General features: G+C 64.0%; 12 protein-coding genes. 7 read left to right on the top strand and 5 right to left on the bottom strand.

What is annotated here, in order from left to right; all coding sequences use genetic code 11:
* Nucleotide 1: 1 nt before the first annotated feature.
* From VEA80_RS01120 to VEA80_RS01110, 3 genes are read left to right on the top strand one after another with little or no spacing between them, the layout of a single operon-like run.
* A complete protein-coding gene (locus tag VEA80_RS01120) occupies nucleotides 2-634 on the top strand; it encodes an RNA polymerase sigma factor (RefSeq protein WP_325058837.1) in 633 nt (210 codons plus the stop codon).
* Between the two features lie 30 nt (nucleotides 635-664).
* Nucleotides 665-1,639: a FecR family protein gene (locus VEA80_RS01115; RefSeq protein WP_325058836.1), complete on the top strand. Its 975-nt coding sequence runs from the start codon at nucleotides 665-667 to the stop codon at nucleotides 1,637-1,639.
* Nucleotides 1,636-4,281, top strand: a complete 2,646-nt coding sequence (locus tag VEA80_RS01110; RefSeq protein WP_325058835.1) for a TonB-dependent receptor — start codon at nucleotides 1,636-1,638, stop codon at nucleotides 4,279-4,281. The genes VEA80_RS01115 and VEA80_RS01110 overlap by 4 nt, the downstream gene beginning before the upstream one ends.
* Nucleotides 4,282-4,929: 648 nt before the next feature.
* Here the strand turns inward: VEA80_RS01110 and VEA80_RS01105 are convergent.
* From VEA80_RS01105 to VEA80_RS01090, 4 genes are all read right to left on the bottom strand, one after another.
* Nucleotides 4,930-6,792, bottom strand: coding sequence for an asparagine synthase-related protein (locus VEA80_RS01105; protein WP_325058834.1), 1,863 nt, complete (start codon nucleotides 6,790-6,792; stop codon nucleotides 4,930-4,932).
* Nucleotides 6,793-7,208: 416 nt separating this feature from the next.
* The gene (locus tag VEA80_RS01100) at nucleotides 7,209-9,263 is read right to left on the bottom strand and encodes a putative bifunctional diguanylate cyclase/phosphodiesterase (RefSeq protein WP_325058833.1); all 2,055 of its coding nucleotides are present in this window, start codon (nucleotides 9,261-9,263) and stop codon (nucleotides 7,209-7,211) included.
* 266 nt (nucleotides 9,264-9,529) lie between these two features.
* Nucleotides 9,530-10,516, bottom strand: a complete 987-nt coding sequence (locus VEA80_RS01095; RefSeq protein WP_325058832.1) for a FecR family protein — start codon at nucleotides 10,514-10,516, stop codon at nucleotides 9,530-9,532.
* On the bottom strand, nucleotides 10,513-11,169 hold the full coding sequence (locus tag VEA80_RS01090) for an RNA polymerase sigma factor (RefSeq protein ID WP_325058831.1): 657 nt from the start codon (nucleotides 11,167-11,169) through the stop codon (nucleotides 10,513-10,515). The genes VEA80_RS01095 and VEA80_RS01090 overlap by 4 nt, the downstream gene beginning before the upstream one ends.
* 692 nt (nucleotides 11,170-11,861) lie before the next feature.
* On the opposite strand from VEA80_RS01090, the gene VEA80_RS20365 reads away from it, so the two are divergent.
* From VEA80_RS20365 to VEA80_RS01075, 4 genes are all read left to right on the top strand, one after another.
* A complete protein-coding gene (locus VEA80_RS20365; RefSeq protein ID WP_349257190.1) occupies nucleotides 11,862-12,083 on the top strand; it encodes a helix-turn-helix transcriptional regulator in 222 nt (73 codons plus the stop codon).
* 59 nt (nucleotides 12,084-12,142) lie between these two features.
* On the top strand, nucleotides 12,143-12,373 hold the full coding sequence (locus tag VEA80_RS01085) for a helix-turn-helix domain-containing protein (protein WP_414731486.1): 231 nt from the start codon (nucleotides 12,143-12,145) through the stop codon (nucleotides 12,371-12,373).
* A 401-nt stretch (nucleotides 12,374-12,774) separates the two neighbouring features.
* The gene (locus tag VEA80_RS01080) at nucleotides 12,775-15,504 is read left to right on the top strand and encodes a TonB-dependent receptor (protein ID WP_325058830.1); all 2,730 of its coding nucleotides are present in this window, start codon (nucleotides 12,775-12,777) and stop codon (nucleotides 15,502-15,504) included.
* Nucleotides 15,498-17,681 (top strand): Atxe2 family lasso peptide isopeptidase, encoded by a 2,184-nt coding sequence (locus VEA80_RS01075; protein WP_325058829.1) that lies wholly within the window; start codon nucleotides 15,498-15,500, stop codon nucleotides 17,679-17,681. The genes VEA80_RS01080 and VEA80_RS01075 overlap by 7 nt, the downstream gene beginning before the upstream one ends.
* An 84-nt stretch (nucleotides 17,682-17,765) precedes the next feature.
* Here the strand turns inward: VEA80_RS01075 and VEA80_RS20590 are convergent, their stop codons facing one another.
* The gene (locus tag VEA80_RS20590; RefSeq protein WP_422665202.1) at nucleotides 17,766-17,858 is read right to left on the bottom strand and encodes a hypothetical protein; all 93 of its coding nucleotides are present in this window, start codon (nucleotides 17,856-17,858) and stop codon (nucleotides 17,766-17,768) included.
* Nucleotides 17,859-17,920 lie beyond the last annotated feature (62 nt).

The following is a 17,920-nucleotide window of genomic DNA, read 5'->3' as shown; positions in this document are numbered from 1 at the left end:
GATGCAACAGCCGAACATCATCCGCCTCGACCCAGCAAGGCCGCAGAACGCAGCCGCCGCACAGGCGGCGCGTAGCGGGCGCGGAGCGGCCGCGCAGGCGCAAGCGGAGGCGGACCTCGGCAACGGTTTTGTCCGCTTCTTCGAACGTGAATGGCCCAATCTCAGAGCCTATCTGCATCGCCTCGGCGCCGCCGCCGAGGCCGAGGACCTCGCCCAGGAGGCGTTTGCGCGCATCTACGAGGCCCGCGCGCGGGTGCGCTCGCCGGCGGGCGCGCTTTATCGAACGGCGCGCAACCTCGCCGTCGACCGCAAGCGCGCCGAGAGCCGCTGGCGCGCCAGCGATACAAATGTCGACGGGCTTGAAGACCCGCGTCCATCGCCGGAGGATGAAGTGCACTGGCGCCTCAAGCTCGAGCGGACCGCGCACATGCTTGCGCGCATGAGCCCAAAATGCAGGCGCGTGTTCCTGCTGCGGGTGAGCGAAGGATGCTCATACGCCGAGATCGCCGATCGCTGCGGCATGACGCATACGGCGGTGGAGAAACAATTGCTGCGGGCGTTCGAGACGTGCGCGCAGTGGGCCGAGCGCGAAGGCCAAACGCGCACCGGCTTGCGGCGCGCCCGCTCGCCTTGACAGCGCGCGATCGGCGGGGAGGAAGCAGCAATGGCCAATTCCGTGCGCCGCAGCGCCGCGATGTGGCTGGTGAGGCTGCAGGGCGATGCGGTCAGCGAGGCTGACCGGGCGGCCTTCAGAGCCTGGGTCGAAGCCGATCCGCGCCATCGCGCCGAGTTCGAGCGCGTCGCGAGCGCAGTCGAGGCCGTACGCCAGGCCGCGCCGGCGCTTGCGGGCTTGCGCCGAGCGGCCGATGAGAACGGCGGGCGCGCCGGCCGCGCCTGGGCTGCGCCGGCGCCGACGTTCGCCGCCGCGCTCGCGGCCTGCGCAGTGCTCGCCGCCGGGCTCGGCTGGTGGGGCTTTGCGCCGACCTCGGTGTCGAGCGCTGTGGGCGAGCAGCGCACGCTCGAACTCTGGGACGGCAGCCATGTCGAGCTCAATACCGACAGCGCCATCGTCTATCGCCGCGCCGACATGGTTTTGGGCTCGTCCCGCTCAGTGAGGCTCGATCGCGGAGAGGCGTTCTTCGAGGTCGTCCACGACGCGCAACGTCCGTTCGAGGTCGAAGCAGGCGATGCGCGCGTGCGGGTGCTCGGCACCCGTTTTGCGGTGAGCCTCGCCGAAGACGGCGCCGTCGCCGTTCTGGTCAGCGAAGGACTCGTCGCCATGGCGCCGACCCATGCCGGCGAAGACGCGAGCGAGATCGTCAATGCGGGCGAGCTCTTGCGCCTGACCCAGCGCAGCGCCGAGCGCGCAAGCCTCGACGGCGCCGAGATCGAGCGAAGGCTCGCCTGGCGTTCGGGCATGCTTCAATTCAACGGCCAGCCGCTGGCGGTGGTGACGGCGGAGGTGACGCGCCATACCGGCGCGGTGTTCGCGTTCGCTGACCCAGACATCGCCCGCGAGCCGTTCGTGGCGTATTTCCGCGCAAACGATCTTGACGGCTTTCTCGCCCAGCTTGCGCCCAACCTGCGGGTCGAACGCGCGCGCGAGCGCATCGTGATCTCGCGCCGGGAGAGCCCATGAGCCGGCGCGCGCGCGCTTTTGCGCTTCTGAGCGCGTTTGCCGCCTGCGCGGGGCCGATCGGATTTGCGCTCGCGCCCGCCGAGGCTTCAGCTCAGGAGGAGGAGCGCGCGTTTGCCATTCCGGCGCAGCCGCTTGCAGGCGCCTTGATCGAGTTTGCCCGCCAAGCCGGCGTGCAGCTCGTTGCGCCATCGGCGCCGCTGGAGGGCCTCGCCTCGCGCCCGGTTGAAGGCGCGCTCGCGCCGTCGCGGGCGCTCGCGCAAATGCTCGAGGGCACCGGCTTTAGCGGCCGCATCGAAGGCGGGGCGCTCAGACTGGAGCCGATCGCGCCCGCCGCCTCCAACGCGCGCGGGGCCTCGGTCGCACAGATGCGCCGGCGCTGGATGAGCGCGCCGGCAGCGGGCGAGGACATCGTCGTCGTCGGCACCAGACTCCATGGCTATTATCCGCTGGGCTATCCGATCACGCTCTACGACAGCGAGGCGATTGAACGCACTGGCGCGCTCACGACCGAGAGCTTTGTCGCGACGCTCACGCAAAACCTCGCCACGCGCTCCCAGTACGGGCCAGGTTCGGCCCACGCCGTCAACCAGGAGGGCGTCAACGGCATCGACTTAAGAGGGCTCGGCGTCGGCACAAGCCTTGTGCTGCTCGACGGCCGGCGCCTGCCGCTCGCGGCGGAGGGGCGCATGGCCGACCTTTCGTTCCTGCCCTTGAGCGCGATCGAACGCATCGAGGTGCTGACCGACGGCGCCTCGGCGATCTACGGCTCGGACGCGGTCGGCGGCGTCGTCAACATCGTGCTCCGCCGAAACCTCGACGGCGCCGAAGCGCGCGCCGATTTTGGCGCGGTCACGCAAGGGGGCTTGCGCGAGGGGGGCGCGCTTTTGGCGCTGGGGCGGCAATGGCGCGGCGGCGACGGCTTGCTGTCGCTTTCGGCCCGCTCGGCGTCGGCGCTCGAGCGCAGCGATCGCGGCTTCGCCCAGGCGGGCGGCGAGGGCGATGTGTCGCCGGAGGATCAGCGCATCAGCCTGATCGGGCGTTTCTCTCAGGATCTAGGCGATGACCTCACGCTGTCGGGCCTTGCAGCGCTAGGGCAAAGGCGCATCAATTCAGAATACGAGCTCATCGATCTCAATGCGCGCCAGTTCAACCGCACTGAAGCGGACAATCATCTCCTCGCCTTCGAAGCCGATTATCGGATGGCGCCCGCTTGGCGCATTTCGGGCTCGCTGAGCTATGGCGCCAACGAAAGCGACAATCGCCAGATCGTCGCGATCGAGCTGCCAGCGGGGACATCGGTGCAGACACTTCGCCCGGACACAGAATACGCGGCGCTCGATGCGAGTTTTCAGGTTGAAGGCGTGTGGGGAGAATTGCCGGGCGGGCGCGCGCGCGTCAGCCTCGGCGCCGGACGCATGGAGGAAGATTACGCAAGCGCGCTCACCCAATCTGAAATGGGCCGCGCCGTCGATTACATGTTCGGCGAGGCGGCCTTGCCGCTCTTGGCCGGGGACCAGCAGCTCGAACTCACCTTGGCTGGGCGCTACAGCGCCTATCAGCATGAGGACGCCTCGGCGGGCCACGATTTCGGCGACCGCTTCAGCCCCAAAGCTGGACTGGCTTGGGCGCCTGCGCCTTGGATCGGACTGCGCGCGTCCTACAGCGAGTCATTTCGCGCGCCGTCATTTTCATGGACCGAACTCGATCCGGCCGGGCGCTTCACCCAGATCCTCCCGCTTTCGGTCTCGGGCGCTCCAGCCATGGTGCTCACCGTGTTCGGTCCAGGCGATGTCGGCCCCGAGACCTCCGCCACGACGACGTTCGGTGTGGACTTCGCGCCTTCGCAGACGCCGGGCTTGTCGCTCAGCGCCACCTATTTCAGCATCGACTACGACGACAGGGTGAGTTCGCCCGACCTCTTGGCGGTGCTGGCCGATCCGCAGAGCTATCCCGACATCCTATATGCGCCCCAGAGCGCTGGCGAGATCGAGGCGCTGCTGCGCACCGGGCCCAACATCTTCAACGCTTCGCCGGTCGATCTTAGCGATCCCGCCACCGCGGCCGCGGCGCTCGCGGGACTTGCAAACTTCCGCGTGCTCGACAACCGCGCGCGCAATTTGGGGCGCGCGCATGTCGAAGGGCTCGATCTCGAATTCGCCTATGACGCCGAGCTGCGCTGGGGAGAGCTGAGCGCCGGCGCGCGGCTGACTTACCTCACCGCTTACGACGAACAGCGCACGCCGGGCGGGCCGACTTACGATGTGCTGGACACTGCGCTCCGGCCGGTGGATCTGCGCGCGCACGCCTTCGTGAGTTTCGAGCGAGGCCGCACTGAGACCGTGCTGGGCTTCAACTATGTCGACGACTACGCCAATCCCTATGCGCTTGGCGGCGAGGCGCGGATCGACAGCTGGATGAGCTGGGACGCCCGTTTCTCGATCGATCTGGGCGCACACACGGGCGAGGCGCTGGCGCCGGCGACGCTCTCGCTCAATGTGCGCAACCTGTTCGACGAAGACGTCCCGTTCGCCGCCACGAGCGGTCCCCAGGGCGAGGGGCTGCGCGCGCGCAACGGATTTGATCCCGCCAACTTCGACCCGCTTGGACGGTTCGTCTCGCTCGAACTGGTGCGGCGCTGGTGAGCGCATGCGCGCTTAAGGCGGGAAGACAAACGCCCAAGGCTCGCGCTCGAACCGCTTGGGGCGCCGAACGCGAGCGATCGAGCGGGCCTTAAGTCGGATAAGTCAGATGCGGAAAGAGGCCGTTTTCCAGGAAGATGTAGAAGATCGTGCCGCGCGTTTTCTTCGACACTGCGCCAAGCGAAAGCAGCATAATACACCTCAAATTTGATAGATTACGGACAGCCGCGAGCACTCTCCGCCCGAGCGAGCGGCGAGCAAAGAAGTGCGAAGGCGAGCGTTTGCGCCGCTTGCGTTCGCGCAAGTCTCTTCAGGAGGCGGGTTAGGTCGGGAAGGTGAGAAGCGGGAAGAGCCCGTTCTCGAGGAAGATGAAGAAGATCGTGCCTTTGGTCTTCGCCGATACCGCGCCGAGCTCAACCACCATGGTTTTCCTCCATCCAAACGGAGCCTTTGACGTATGGCGGAGCAAGATCGTCCGAGCGCGCCGCGAGAGGCTGCTTCAGTGCGCGGCGTCACGCGCGCCTTCATGCGCGCGCCGCAAGTCGAACCTGACCCGCCTATCGGGCATACACCAAGAGGTTGCAATAGGGTAGGAAACTATCGTGACATTATATTCACGGGGGCGTCTGGCCGGACGGGCAGTGGGCGCGCTCAGGCGGCCACGCGGACGCCGCCCCGCCGCCAGGTTGAGAGCCAGGCTTCCGCCGCCGCCATCAGGTAGATGAAAAGCGCGCCGGCGCCTTGGACGGCGAAGCCCGGCTGCAGCATGGCCTCGAGCTTGTCGCGCGCAATCCAGCTCTGGCGCGCGAGTTCGCCATCGAGGATGAGTTCGCGGAAGAAGCCAAAGTGATGCTCGAGCACCTGCAACAGATAATGATCTGCGCCGCCCTTGCCGGTGCGTTGCACGATCTCCGCCGGGATGAGGTCGCCGAACGCGGCGCGTTCGATCGCGCGGTCGAGACCCCCGTGCGCCAGCACATAGGTCGGCGTCTTCAGCGCAAACTCGACCAGCGGCTGGGATAAGAAGGGATAGACGACGTCGCGCTCGATGCCGCGGCCATGATGCAAGTGATAATTGTAGAGCGCGACGATGGCGCTCAAGTGCTCGCCTTTGCCAGGGGGCAAGCGGGCGGCCTCGGCGAACCAAGGATGCAGCTTGTAACTCTGCGGCAGCGCCGCCGCCGCTTCACTGGTCAGCGGACGGTGCGCCGCCCAGTCGCCGCGTTCGAGCATCGCGTAGGGCGCCCAGCGCCGCGTCGGCCAGGCGCCGACGGCGGCGTCGCCAAGAACGCCCCAGACCGATTGCTGCTTTAGCACTGCGCTTTCGTAGGCGATCTGCCAAACGCGCGACCCGAGGCCCTCGAGGCGAAGATAATCGCTGAGCGTATGCAGCGCCGCTCCCCGCTGCAGGAAGAGATTGTCGCCGCCATGTCCAATCATGAACGCATCGGCGCCGACGCGCTCGGCAAGTTCGACCGAGAGATCGTCGATCAGAACCGCGAGCGACTGCGCCTTGGGGCGGGCCAGCAGCGGCGCCTTGAGCACGCGCGCGACGTCGTCGCGTTCTGGGTGCTGTTCGACGGCGATGAACTCAACGCCCGCGCGTTCTGCGGCAAGGCGGGCAAGCTTCAGCTCGTAGCTTTCATAGCCCGCGCCGACGAAGTGAAGCGCGGTCAAGCGCGCGCTCGATACGCGCGACATGAGGTTGATGAGAATAGAGGAATCAAGCCCGCCCGAGAGCGAGGCGACGATCGAAGCGTATTCGCGCCCCCAGGCGCGGAAGCAGGTTTCGCCGAGCGCGCGCGCCTCTTCGCTTGCCGCCGCCGCGCTTTGCCGCTTGGGCGCGGCGGCGATCGCAGCGCCGTTCCAGACAAAAGCGCGCGCCGCGCCGCCGCGCCGCTCAAAAGTGAGCCGCTCGCCAGGCAGCACCTCTGTCACGCCCTCAAGCCCGGTCGCGGACGTCACGAAGTAATTGAACAGCAGAAAGGCCTGCACATAGGTCCAGTCGATCGACCAGCAAATTCCGGGCAGGCGGGCGACATCGTCGGGATGGGAAAAGACGAGTTCAACGCCCTGCGCGTGCGCGGCGAAGCAGGGGACCGCGCCGCACGGGTCTCGCACCACAGCGACGCGGCCACCTTCGGGCTCTGACCAGATGGCGACGTAATTGCCCCAATATCGGCGCACCAGCGCATCGCCGCCGCTTTCGAGGATCGCCGCGCTCGCAGCGTCTGAAAGCGCGCGCACCCGCCCGCCCGCCTCGTTTCCGCGTTCGAACATGGGGCCGATGACGACGCCCGCCGCCTCTGGCCGAGCAGAGGCGCCGCCAGCTCCGATGTTTGCGGCGATCGGGGCCGGTCCTCGATGGGCGAGCGCGAGCACCCGCAAACCCGGCCGCTCGAGCACGCAGCGCCAGCGCGAGGACGCGCGCCGCAGCCGTTCGCTCCAGCGCTCGGCCTGGTGCGTTCGCGTCTGGACGACCGGATCCCAGATCATAGCGACAAAACGGTCCATTGGCCTGTCCTGACGCAGTCCTCGATCGGCGGTCGCCGCATTGGCGCGCGCTTTGCGCGCGCTTCAGCTTCTTGTGGATATTCGCCTCGCGCGCTTCGTCGTTTCGACGAGCTTGAAAAGCTTACCGCGGGCACAAGGCAAGAACGCCGCGTTCGCCGCTGGTTCGGACGCGACGTCGCGCGCTTGGTTTTGTCGCTGTCGGCCGCGTTCGCCGGGGGTCAACGGACCCGCTGCTTGATATGGCTTCGGTGTCGACCGCGGCCGCAGAGAACCTGAGGCCCTTCGCATGCGTGAAATCCCAGCCTGCTGCTTTTAGTCCGCTTCTCGGGCCCCACATCGCGCGCTTGTCATATCGTCGCCGACGGGGCGGTTGGCTCCCGGCCTGGGCGCTTGTGCGGCCCTCGCCGGCGAGCGCTTCAACTGCGAGGGTGAGCGCCGGCGCGGAGGCGTTCGTCCCGGGCGCGAGGTTCAAGCTCGGCCGCGAAACTCGCCGCTGGACGTCCCAGATGGTAGCCTTGGCCGCGCTCGCAGCCCAGCGCTTCCAATTCCGCGGCCTGGCGCTCGGTCTCGATGCCCTCGGCGGTGACGCCCAGTCCCAACGACTTGGCCATCTGAACGATGGTTTTCACGATGGCGAGGGCCTCTTCGTCATCGGACATATTGCGAATGAACGAGCGGTCGATCTTCAGGCTGTCGAACGGCAGTTCGCGAAGGTGACGTAAGCTCGAATAGCCGGTGCCGAAATCGTCGAGCGAGATGCGAACGTCCATGTTCTTGAGCGAGGCGAGCAGGGTGCGCGCGGCGTCAAGATCAGCCACGAGCGCATCTTCGGTAAGTTCGATCTCGAGACGAGCGGGCGGAAATCCGCACTCCGACAAAACCTGGAGCAATTTCTGCGGCAGGGCCCGATCATGCAATTGGACCGGGGCGATGTTGAGCGAAATGCGCGGCGCGCCCGGCCAGTTCAGCGTCTCCCGGCAGGCCCGGCGCAAAACATTGAACGTCATCTCGTTGATGAGCCCGGTTTCTACCGCGATGGGAATGAAACAGTCTGGCTGAATGAGGCCCCGTTCTGTGTGCGGCCAGCGCACGAGCACCTCATAGCCGCCGATAGAGCCCGAGGCGAGTTGAACCAGCGGCTGGTAGTAGGGGATGATCTCGTCCTCGGCGATGGCGACGCGCAGATCGCGTTCCAGCGCTGCGCGCTCCATCACCCGCGCGTCCATGCCATGCTCGAAGAACGAAAACCGGCCGCGGCCCTCGCCTTTGGCCCGGTAGAGCGCAACGTCGGCGCGACGCAGCAGCGTGTCCGCGTCATCGCCGTCCGCAGGCGCGATGGCGACGCCGAACGTCGCCCCAACGCGAACTTCATTCTTCCCCAATCGAAGCGGATGCGCGAATTGGGCGATCAGGCTCGAGAGTTGGTGGATGAGGCCGTCTTCGCTTTCGAACGGCAGCACCAGCACGAATTCGTCACCGCCGAGGCGCGCTGCAAAGCCGTCGGGCGCGGCCGCCTCAGCGAGATGGCGCGCCGCCTTGACCAGGACTTCGTCGCCCACGGCGTGCCCATAGAGGTCGTTCACGGGTTTGAAGCGGTCGAGGTCAACGGCCACAACCGCAAAGCACGGACGGGAATTGGCGAGGAAACGTTCGAGCGTCTCGCGCAAGTTGCGCCGGTTCGGCAAACCGGTCAGCGCATCGTGCAGCGCCATCGCCGCCGCGCGCTGTGCGGAGGCGAGCTCCGTCGCCGTGATGCGCCTGTCGGCGAGCGCCATAAGCACGCCCATGAAGAGCGCCGCGGCCGCCCCGGAAGCGACGGTGATGCCCAACATGTTGCGGTCGAGCGCTTGGCTCGGCATCGCCAGACGCGGGTCGGGCGCCAAAGTGAGCGCACCCATCGCGGTAAAGTGAAGCGAGACGATCGAGAGCAGCAGAAGGCCAGCGCCTGCGAAAATCCGATAGCGCCTGGGCGCGAGGCGATAGGCGTGGAGCGCACCCACCGCAAAGCCCGCGCACAGCAGGAAGGATGGGATGACAAGATCAAGCGCCCATTGTTGCGAGGCGGCCGCCTGAACGCCCGCCATGCCGACATAGTGAAGAGCGACGATGGAGCCGCCGAGCACGAGGCCAGCCGCAATCTGACCGACGCCATGCTCAAAACGGTCGAAGATCTCGAGCGCCGCCCAGGCCCCCATAACCCCGATCAGCGCAGAAGCGACCGTCCAGCCAAGATGATAGCCGATCGGCAGGCCAGGCTCGTAGCCGAGCATGGCGACAAAGTGCGTCGCCCAAGTGCCGCCGCCGCACAACAAGCCGGCAAGGAAGAGCCAGCGCCGGCGTGTCCTGCCACCGCCGGTCAGACCGTCGAGCACGAAGAACACGCCCGCGCATGCAGACACGCAGATGAGCGCCGCAAGAGCGACAAGCCAGAGATTGTGCTGCTCGAAAACGCAGGCGATGACGCGGACCATGACGCGAAAGTCTCTGAACAGAGCCGGGCGCTCTCGCGAGCGGTAACAGAACAAGGCTTACGGAGCCTTATCGCGGCTGCCTTGATCGTGGTGAACGGCGTCTTGCTGAACTGCGCTAATTTATAGGTCCTCAAGGCGCGAGCTCCGCCCAGCCACGCCGGCGAACGAGAACGCCTGCAAGGCGAGGTTGTGTTGCGCCTCGGTTGTCCACTCCAAACGTGGCGCGGCGGAGCGAACGCTTGGCGGCGCCATTGCAGCGGCTGACGTCAGGCAGGTCGTCTCGAGATGTGCACCGTCCCGGCTTCGCGGCGGATCTCGAGCGAGGGATTGTTCAATTCGAGATTGGTGAGAAAGCCGTCGAGATCGGACGCGCGGAAGTAAGCCCAGACACGAAGCTCGCGCACGTCGGAATCGGTCAGTGTGAAACGCGCGCCGGTGTAGCGAGACACTTCCTCGACCGCATCGGCGAGGCTCTGGCCATCGAACTGGAGCATGCCGGAACGCCAGGTCAAATTGCGTTCGATCTCCGCCACGGGCAGCACCGCGACCGCCGCCGCGCCGTCGGCCACATCAAGGCGCTGTCCCGCCACGAGACGGGTCGCCGCATTCTCGCGCGCGGACGCGACAGCGGCGCTTTCAATTTCTCCAGCCACCGAAACGACGCCCTCCGTGACGAGGACGCTCATCTCCTCGCCGGCCAAACGGACCGCAAACTGAGTGCCGACCGCGCGCACGCGGTTGTCGCCGGCCTCAACAATGAAGGGACGCGTTGGATCGTGAGCGACATCGAACACCGCCTCACCCCGGGTGAGCTCGAGATAGCGGACGTCTTCTTCGAAGCGTACGACGATGCGGGAGTTGGTGTTGAGCTCGATGGTGCTACCGTCGGCAAGCTCGATGGCGCGCTGCTCGCCGATCGCTGTGGCGTATACGGGCGGTGAGAGTGTGCGGACGCTGAACCAGCCGATCGCGATCAGCGCGGCCGCGGCGAGGGAAACGCTAGCGATCGTGCGGCGATTGCGCGAATGCGGGCGGGCGGGCCGCTCTGAGAGATAGGCGTGCAAGGCAGGTCCCAGCGCGCCGATGTCGGACACCTGCTCCGTTACGCGCGCAAAGGCTGCCCCGTGACAGGGGTCTGTGTTGAGCCAGGCGTCGAACGCCGCGTGATCGTCGCCAGTCACGTTCTCGTCGCGCAGCCGGACGAGCCATTCGTTGGCGGCGCGGATCACGGTGGGAGAGATGGGTCCGCTCATGGCTTCTTGCTCGCATCACGTTTGCCGTGACGGCCGTGCTGCATCCCTTCGGAATCGGCATGAGCGGCGCAGATCTCGAAAGCGCGCACCAAGTGCATTTTCACGGTGGCGACGGAGATTCCCATCTGCGCGGCGATCTCGGCGTAGCTTGCCCCATCAATCACTTGCATCAGGAAGACTTGCCGGCACTTGGGCGGCATGCGTTCGATCATCTTGGCGGCGCGCTCGAGCCGCTGGCGAAATAGAACTTGGTCCTCGGGCGAGGGGGTTTCGTCCGGCACCGACTCTGTTGGGGCGCCGTCCTCCAACACTATTCCGGCGGTGCGTTCACGCCGCTTTCGATCGATCAGGAGATTGCGCGCAGTTTGGTAGAGCAGCCCGCTCGGCGAACGGACTTCGCCTTGTGAGGAGAAGACGCGCGCGAACGCCTCTTGAGCGAGTTCTTCGGCCGTGTCGGGCGCTACGAAGCGGCGCAGATAATTGACGAGGCGGGGCGTCTCGGTGCGGAAGAAGCGCGAAAAACTGCTTTCTTCGCGCACCTCCTCGGACGTCGCACTCTCGCCGGCGCTCTGCGCCTTCGCCTGCGGGTATACATAATCGGTCGTCACTTCACCCCAAGCCCGAAGCAGCGGCGAGAATTCCCCGCTCAGCAAACGCCCTGTTCGGCGTAATGGCAAGCGACGGAGCGTCAGCGTCGCTTACGCTGCCGCGCATCGTGCAACGAGGGAAACGCGACATTTCGCAACCCTGGCGCGCGCTACCCAACCAAAGCTGGTGGCCGGGTGGCGAAAGCGTGCTCGCAACCATCGCGCCGTGTCCATCTTCGATCCTGCAGTCATCGCGCGAGCTTTCGGGCTGGGGTCGCAGCCAGATGACATCGCCCTCGATGCGTCCTTCAAGCCCGGTGCACCGCAGGAGGATCTCGAGCGCATCCGCAGGCTTGTAGGCGCCCCGCAGCTCGCTTGAACGCAAGCGCGCGAGCGCGCGTGACGGTGCGACGAACTGAAGGCGACCTTGTTGGGCGAACTCGATCAGAGCAATCGATAACGGACCGGCAGCAATTTCGAATTGTGGTGTTCTCGAGAATTCTACTGCCGCTGCCTGGGAAGCAGCACATAGGAGCGCGCCCAAAAGGATTCTGCGCGCTGCCCTCAATCGCGTGATGATGCCACCACTACGAGCGCTGGCGGAGTCCGCGGCCTCCTTTGCTGCAGCAGGTCTTGCGATCCGACATTTGATTGGAGCAACCAACATGGTCGAGTTCACTCGAGGCCCAGAACCTATGCGTGCATAATGTCACTTATAGTCGGTCGACGCAAAGTCATCATTGCGGCGTCTTATCGGCGTGGCCCGCGGTCGAACCTCATCAATTGCGCTCCTCTCGCGCCAGGTCGTGCGCCTAAGGCGAAGAACTGGCTGGACGCAGGAAGAGTTGGCGCACCAAGCGGGTATGAGTCGCAGTTATGTGACTGACATCGAGGGAAGAAAGAGAAACATAACACTCAAGACGCTGGATAAGCTGGCAATCGCGCTTGGAGTGTCATGCGCCGAACTGCTGGGTGACTAGTCGATTATTGTCACTCATAGTCGGTCGACTGATAGTCATCAGTCAAAGACTTTGGTTCGGTGTCGAAGAGGCCGCAGAGTGCCCGCCAAACCTTGGCGCTTAACATCATTCGTCTCCGGAAGGAGCGGGGGTGGACGCAGGAGGTTTTGGCCGATGAGTGTGGCCTTCATCGCACATATGTCGGCGACATCGAGCGCTGCGCGCGCAACGTTTCGATCGACAATATCGAACGGTTTGCCAACGCCTTAAGTGTCGAGATTTGGATATTGCTTAAACCTCACCGTGCCTGATCCCGAGCAGGACCCCGCCCTAAAGTGGCGAACAGGAATTGGGGCCGAGCGGATAGCCGCCCTTCAACGCCAGCCAGTCTGAAGCCAATGCCTTCCGAAGAATAGGTTCGGCAAGCCGCATCTGTATGTCTCGGATTGCGAGCGCGAAGTCCGCCGGACTGGCTGTTTGAATCCCGCGCCGTCTCCAGAGCTCTCAAGCGTGCAACGGTTGAGCTGCCTGAGGGGATCGTCGAAGGGCTTCCAAGCAGCGTCTCGATCTAGGCCGGCCGATTCCAAGACGCCTTGAGAAGCGTCGACCTTCGATTCGAACGCAGGCACACCTACCCAACCCGTCCTGTCGAGCGTCACCGTATTGTCACGTGCGATTGTCCGATCGCCCGCGCACAGGGGAGGGCGTTTCGATGGGCAAAGGACCGGGTTCGGTAAAGAAACGGGGCGTCGCATCACGGCGCGCCGCGGCGACGCTTGTGGCGTTGCTCGCCGGCGTTTCTCCAATCGCGATATCAACGCCGGCGAGCGCGCAAGCGCAACGCGAAACCGTCGAGTTCGACATTCCGGCGCAGCCGGTGGGGTCCGCGCTCGTGGCGTACGCGCGTCAGGCCGGCGTTCAGCTCGTCATGACTGAGGAGCCTTCAAGTTCAGCGAGGTCAAATCCCGTCCATGGCCCAATGCGACCTGAGCAGGCTCTTTCGCAACTGCTGCAAGGCACAGGATATAACGGGCGTTTCGAGAACGGCGCCGTGCGCTTGCGCCGAACCTCGTCGGCTCGTGACGTCGATCAACGCCGAAGCGCGGGGGACGAGGTCTTTCGGCTCGCCAGTCCGGCGGAAGCGGACCGGCAAAGTGACGGGGGGCAGGATGAAGACGAACCAATTGTCGTACTGGGCACCAACATTCGTGGCATCTATCCGTCTTCATCTCCGGTCGACATTTATACAGCCGAGGAAATTGCGCGGACAGGCGCTACCACGACCGAGCAGTTCATCCGTAAACTGCCCCAGAACTTTGGGGGACGATCGCAGAATACTCCGCTTGCCACCTCGCAGAACCGAGAGGCCGTGAACGCCGTCGATCTTCGTGGCTTGGGCGTGGGGACCACACTCACTCTACTGAACGGCCGCCGTCTTGGGATGAGTTCAAACGGCCAAACCTCCGATGTCTCGCTAATCCCCGTGAGCGCAGTAGCTCGCGTCGAGGTTCTGACTGATGGGGCATCGGCCATATATGGGTCCGATGCAGTCGGCGGCGTAGTCAACTTTGTACTGCGCGACGATTTTGACGGAGCGGAGACGCGCCTAACCTATGGCGGGGCGACGAATGGCGGGATGCGCCAGGGCAATTTTTCGCAGACCGTTGGCCGGCAGTGGAACTCCGGGAATGGTCTCATTTCCGTAGACGCATCATCGGCGTCTCCACTCGAAAGTGAGGATCGTGATTATGCTGCCCCGGCAGGGCCGGCATATTTGACGCCTGTAGATCAACGCTATAGCGGGCTGGCGACACTCTCGCAGGAACTTGGCGAGCGGACGCGCATCAGCGCAGACCTGGCGTTCTCCGTGAGGGAGTCAAAACTCTTCGGCACCAATCAGACGGCTGCGTCGCCCGCAAGCAGGTTCACTTTCCTAATCGACAACGAAACCGAGCAGGCGTTTGCAAATGTGGAGGCCGAATACCAGTTTGACGATTCGATAACCGGATCATTCATCGTATCCTATGCGAACGTTGACACGGACACGCTTCAGTCAACGAGGGGGTTTCTCGCGCCGGCGCCAACGATCAGGATTCTGGACAAAAACCACCAATCTCTCGAAGCTACGCTGATGCTCGACGGAACGCTGCTGGCGTTGCCCGGCGGTGACGTACGTTTCTCTGCGGGCGGCGGCTTTCAAGACGAGTCATATCTATCAACTACAGTTTTTGACAGCGCCACTGCGCTCAGCGACCGAGAGCTGGGGAGGCGGACGACCTACGCCTTCGGCGAGTTGTACGTCCCTATTGTCGGGGAAGGGCGTGGCCTTAGCCTCGTCGAATCTCTCGAACTCAGTCTAGCGGCTCGATACACGAACTACGAGGATACAAGTTCACCCACATTGGGCCGCGATTTCGGCGACAGCATTAGCCCCAAAGTCGGTGTGCATTGGAGACTGACGGACTCAGTCGCCCTCCGGGCAACCTACGGTGAGTCGTTCCGCGCGCCGTCGTTATCACAACTGGATCCCGGAACAGCGCGGACGAACATCGTCCAAGGCGTGTTTTCGATAGGCGGCGTGGTGTCACCCGTCATTCAGTTACTCGCCAGCCCAGCGCCAGATCTCGAGCCAGAAACCGCCGAAACTTACACAATCGGCGCTGATTATCGTTCGCATCGCGGGGATTTTCGGGCGACCGCAACCTACTTCAATATCGACTATCACGATCGTATCGGCCAAGCCAATGTCGCCGCTGGGCAGGTGGACCCGGCCGCCGCACCTGAGGCGGTGTATCGACCGTTATCGGCGGCGCAACTCGAGGAGTTTCTTCGAACTACGACAAACGCGTTCAATAACACTGGGATCGACCTTTCTGACCCTCACGCCGCATCGTTGGCGCTCTTTGCCCTTCCCAATCTCTGGATATCAGATGCGCGCTACAGAAACTTGGCGGTCTCAAGGCTAGAGGGAATTGATGTCGCATTCAGCGACAGTTTTGACTTCGATATAGGTACGATCGCGCTCGGCGGACAGCTGACGCAGATCCTTGCGTACGATCAGCAGGACGCCGCCGGCTCTCCCGTCAACTCGGTCGTTGATACACCTGGTCGTCCGGTGAGCCTTCGGGCACGGCTTTTCGGCACGCTTACGCGCGAGCGCTGGGACAGCACGCTCAATCTCAACTATGTCGACGACTACGTGAATCCTCGGCCGACGGGCGCGGATGAGGTGGAGAGTTGGACAACTGTTGACTGGACATTGTCATATCGCGTCCGAGAGGGGACGAGGTTCTCGCTAAGCGTGCAGAATCTTTTTGATGAAGACCCACCTTTCGTGGGCAACAATGCCGCCGTCGGTTTGAACAATACCGCGGGCTTTGATCCCGCGAACGCTGATCCCCTCGGAAGGTTCGTGGTGTTTGGCGTGGCACAAACATGGTAAGCGCGCATCGCCGCCGCGCGCGATGGTGGATTTGCCTGTTGTTCATCGCGTTGTTTGTCCCACGCGTCGCTGCGGCGCAGGAGGGGCGGCGGGTGGCCGCGCTTGATATTGCGACCCTGCGCGACATTGAGGCTCTCAGCGTGTCTCCAAACGGAGAGTGGGCGGCTTTCCAGTTGCGGCAGGCGCAGCCGAACGCCAATCGTTACAACGCAGAATGGCACATCGTTAGTACGGCGGGCGGATCTGCGACGCAGCGACTCGCCGACGCTGGGCCCCCAATATTGGGACACTTTCAGGGTCGGGTGAACGGGGCTATCTATCCGACGCCGCCTGTCTGGTCGCCAAATAGCGAGTGGATTGCGTACCTGCGAGATCACGACGGCGTTGTGCAAATTTGGCGGAGCGCCAGAGATGGTCGCACTGAGCAATTGACTCGTGGTGATGCGAGTGTGCGCGCGCTCGCGTACAGTGCCGACGGCAATCGCTTGATTTTTGAGACGGAGCCCAGTGCGGCGCACCGACGGGCCGCCTTGCTTGAAGAAGGTTTGAGTGGGCTGCTTTATGATGCGAGGTTTTTCCCTGCACGAAGTCCGCATCCAGTTTTCCCTCATGATGTGAGGCTGGGCGGGGGAGCGCCAGAGCGTTCGCCAAGTCAGGTTAGCGCTGGGCGAATTCGCGTCTATGACTTGGTGACGAGGCGAGAGCGATCCGCCACAAGCCGAGAGGCGGATGCGTTTATGCGCGGCCAAGCTGGCGCGCGGCCGCTCAATCGCCCAACGGTGCGCGGCGAAGCTGCGACGTCTGCGGGAGGTTCACTCGCCTGGACCGAGGCGCGCGACCCGGAGCAACAAGGCTTCATGCCGCCGCTGACGCTGGTCGCGCAGCTGGGCGGCGGCGACGTTGTTGTGTGTGAGCATGCTGCGTGCACAGGGCGAAGCTTGCCTGGCCTGTGGTGGCGCGACGACCGTGAGTTGGTATTTGCTCGCCGAGAGGGCGAGTACTATTCCAGCACCGCTCTCTATTCGTGGCGCCCCGGCGACCGCGCTCCGCGTTTCATCATGCGGACGGACGGAAAGCTTGTCCCCTCCGCCACGGTCGAGTGGCGTTGTTCTGTAGCGGACGATAGATTGATCTGCCTTTTTGAAGAGTCAGATGTGCCCCGTCGACTCGTTGCAGTGGATTTGGACACAGGCGAAATAGCCACATTGTTTGACGCTAATCCTGAGTGGCGCGAGTTCGACCTCGGCGCACGTCCTCAGCGTATCGAGTTCACGACACGCGCTGGCGTGGGAGCGGACGGGTATGTCGTCTACCCACCGGAAAGCGATCAAGATGAGCGGTTACCCTTGGTAGTCGTGACTTATCGCTGCGAAGGGTTCTTGAGGGGGGGCACGGGGGACGAGTACCCGATCTATGCGCTAGCGGCACAGGGCTTTGCGGTGTTGTGCTTTAATGCGCCGCTCGGCGATGAAGAGCGGCAAGCTCGACAGGATGCTCAGAGCTATGTCAGGTGGGCTCGCGGACCTGGCGAACCGGAAAAACGCTGGGTTCAGGAATGTCTTGACGCCGCCGTGGACGTGCTTGCCGCGACCGGCCGAATAGACCCAGATCGGGTAGCGGTGACGGGACTAAGCTTTGGTGCGGAAATTGTTCAGTTTGCTTTGTTTAATATGCCGCGCCTTAGCGTCGCGATCGCAAGCGGTGTTGGATATGAACCGACGGACTATTACTTGTACGGTCCCGCCGCCCGAAGATCTTTTCGCGCACGCGGTTTGGGAGCGCCAGACGCAACTCCGGACCGGTGGCGAGCTCTGGCGGTGACGCCGAATGCGGACCGAGTTACGGCACCCCTTCTACTACATATCTCCGACCACGAGATGGTCTCTGCAGTTGCCCCGGTGACTGCTCTGGAGGACGCGTCACGTGCGGTCGAGATGTATGTTTTCCCTAACGAGTATCACGTGAAATGGCAGCCGCGCCACCGATTGGCCATCTACGAACGGAATATCGACTGGTTGAACTTTTGGCTCAGAGACGTTGAAGACGATGACCCTGCAAAAACGCTTCAGTACGAACGATGGCGAGGGTTGCGCGCATTGATACGGCCTCTGAGTTCAGCTGAAGCGCGTCGCCACGTGCATCAAGTCGCGACCGATCAAGGCCATGGCGCGCGATGAGGGCTAGAACGAGCAGAGGGGATATGCGGCCCGGGTTCCGCATATCCCGCAAGACGCTCGCCGACGAGGTCGGCACGCGTCTTGTTACGCGAAGAGACGCGGATCTTCCGGCGCTTCGTCGATTTGGCCGGCGGGGACGCCCAGGGTTTCTTCGGAGATCGTGCCGAGGTCGATCATGGCTTTGCTCTCTAGTTGCACGTCGCAAAATCGCGACATCAAGCCTTTACAACATCGCCACT

It is taken from the genome of Vitreimonas sp. (genome assembly GCF_035627415.1).
In the GTDB taxonomy this organism is placed as follows: Bacteria; Pseudomonadota; Alphaproteobacteria; order Caulobacterales; family Aquidulcibacteraceae; genus Vitreimonas.
This window is presented reverse-complemented; position numbering and strand designations above follow the sequence as displayed.

What these genes read in the sequence shown, in the direction of transcription:
- VEA80_RS01120 (WP_325058837.1), top strand. Translation starts at nt 2, where the DNA reads ATGCAACAGCCGAACATCATCCGCCTCGACCCAGCAAGGCCGCAGAAC.
- VEA80_RS01115 (WP_325058836.1), top strand. Translation starts at nt 665, where the DNA reads ATGGCCAATTCCGTGCGCCGCAGCGCCGCGATGTGGCTGGTGAGGCTG.
- VEA80_RS01110 (WP_325058835.1), top strand. Translation starts at nt 1,636, where the DNA reads ATGAGCCGGCGCGCGCGCGCTTTTGCGCTTCTGAGCGCGTTTGCCGCC.
- VEA80_RS01105 (WP_325058834.1), bottom strand. Translation starts at nt 6,792, where the DNA reads ATGGACCGTTTTGTCGCTATGATCTGGGATCCGGTCGTCCAGACGCGA.
- VEA80_RS01100 (WP_325058833.1), bottom strand. Translation starts at nt 9,263, where the DNA reads ATGGTCCGCGTCATCGCCTGCGTTTTCGAGCAGCACAATCTCTGGCTT.
- VEA80_RS01095 (WP_325058832.1), bottom strand. Translation starts at nt 10,516, where the DNA reads ATGAGCGGACCCATCTCTCCCACCGTGATCCGCGCCGCCAACGAATGG.
- VEA80_RS01080 (WP_325058830.1), top strand. Translation starts at nt 12,775, where the DNA reads ATGGGCAAAGGACCGGGTTCGGTAAAGAAACGGGGCGTCGCATCACGG.
- VEA80_RS01075 (WP_325058829.1), top strand. Translation starts at nt 15,498, where the DNA reads ATGGTAAGCGCGCATCGCCGCCGCGCGCGATGGTGGATTTGCCTGTTG.
- VEA80_RS20590 (WP_422665202.1), bottom strand. Translation starts at nt 17,858, where the DNA reads ATGATCGACCTCGGCACGATCTCCGAAGAAACCCTGGGCGTCCCCGCC.